Here is a 1,605-nt window from a genome sequence, read left to right on the forward strand (position 1 = left end):
ACTGCCCGTAAAAGCCCGATTGGTTCAACTAACCATCAGTGGGGGATGAAGAAAACCCCCACTGATGGAAGTTTCACTTTATATAGACAAGGAGACAGCATATGAAGCAGCAAAAATCAATAGCACTGCCGTTAGCGATTTCGATTATCACGATTTCATTTGCGGCTATATTTGTAAAAATGTCTACAGCACCATCTTCTATTTTAAGTATGTATCGTTTATGGATTATTGTGATTATTATGCTTCCGATTGTTTGGAAGAAAAGAGAGGAATTTACGAGAATTCAGAAGAAGGACTGGGGATTTTTAATTGGATCCGGCTTCTTTTTAGCGCTGCATTTTCTTCTATGGTTTGCATCGTTAAAATTTACAACAGTCGCGAGTTCTACGATTATTTTAGCATTGCAGCCACTCGTATCCCTCATTGGCGGATTTTTCTTATTTAAAGAAAGAACAACAATCATGGCACTTGCAACAATGGGAATTGCAATTATTGGTGTAGGGTGTATTGGATGGGGAGATTTAGGACTGAGCAGGGAAGCAGTCTTAGGAGACATACTATCATTTTTGAGTGTAATTGCAGTGGTTGGCTATTTATTTATTGGACAAACGACAGTGAAAAAAGTATCGCATTGGATTTATAGTTTTACTGTCTTTACATTTGCAGCTGTATTTTTAAGTATATATAACATGATGTTACAAATTCCATTTACAGGGTATTCATCATGGGACTGGACTGTATTTTTCTTACTTGCAACCGTACCGACTGTATCTCAAATGATTAATAATTGGTTATTGAATTATGTAAATGCAACAACCATTTCTATGAGTATTTTAGGTGAACCTGTAGGTGCGATGATCCTTGCTTTCTTTTTACTCGGTGAAAAATTAAATTCTATGCAAGTGGTCGGAAGCGTTCTTGTATTATGTGGTGTGTGTATCTTTTTATTACAGCAACAAAAGCGCCCATATAAAGAATCGGTAGAAGGCATGGTATATACGCAAGAAACGTAGTTGTTAAGGACAATCAAAGAAGTGAAAAGTGTAGATATTCATTCAACTAGCCACCGGTAAAGTACTGGTGGCTAGTTACATTTCATTTAGGTTTTATGATATAGGGCTGAACGTGGACAATACATAGATCTCGAAATTTCCCTTCTGCGGTTGTGGCAATAATAACGGCTCGTCCAGCTTGTTTTCCTATTACATTTGCTTTTTGTTTTTCAGTATGAATCTCTACAATATGAGGGTTCGTGCACGTCCAAATGATCTCTTGGTTACTTGCTTGTGAAGGAAGGACAGCTGCTGTAAGTTCTCCACGTTGCCCGGTTTTTAGTTTTAACTTAGCTTTCTGCAGTTGTATACCGATGACCGGCACAATAGAAGGAACAATGGTAATATGAGGCAGATCTGTTTGTAGTGCAGCGCATGAAGAAGAAATAAGGTGTTTTTGTGAGTGAAAAGGTGATTGCATATAAGGTGTCCTCCTTCGGTATAATGTTCTTAGTTATACTATATACAAAGAATGTTAGAAATAATTTAAGGTAATATAAAGAATTTGTTAATTTACAGAAAATTCAGTACAAAAATAAAAAACAATGCCTGC

At 36.7% G+C, this 1,605-nt stretch carries 2 protein-coding genes; one reads left to right on the top strand and one right to left on the bottom strand.

From position 1 onward, the window contains the following. Positions 1–101 precede the first annotated feature (101 nt). Positions 102–1,013, top strand: coding sequence for a DMT family transporter (locus tag V7024_RS08110; protein ID WP_335518104.1), 912 nt, complete (start codon positions 102–104; stop codon positions 1,011–1,013). 82 nt (positions 1,014–1,095) lie between these two features. Here the strand turns inward: V7024_RS08110 and V7024_RS08115 are convergent, their stop codons facing one another. Further along, entirely contained in the window at positions 1,096–1,473 is a 378-nt protein-coding gene (locus V7024_RS08115; RefSeq protein ID WP_335518106.1) for an Ig-like domain-containing protein, read from the bottom strand. Positions 1,474–1,605: the final 132 nt, after the last annotated feature.

The sequence above is a fragment of the Bacillus sp. JJ864 genome, from assembly GCF_036963045.1.
GTDB classification, from domain to species: domain Bacteria; phylum Bacillota; class Bacilli; order Bacillales; family Bacillaceae_G; genus Bacillus_A; species Bacillus_A pseudomycoides_C.

Excerpts from the sequence above, each read along its gene's own strand:
- V7024_RS08115 (WP_335518106.1), bottom strand. The coding sequence starts at position 1,473 with ATGCAATCACCTTTTCACTCACAAAAACACCTTATTTCTTCTTCATGC.
- V7024_RS08110 (WP_335518104.1), top strand. The coding sequence starts at position 102 with ATGAAGCAGCAAAAATCAATAGCACTGCCGTTAGCGATTTCGATTATC.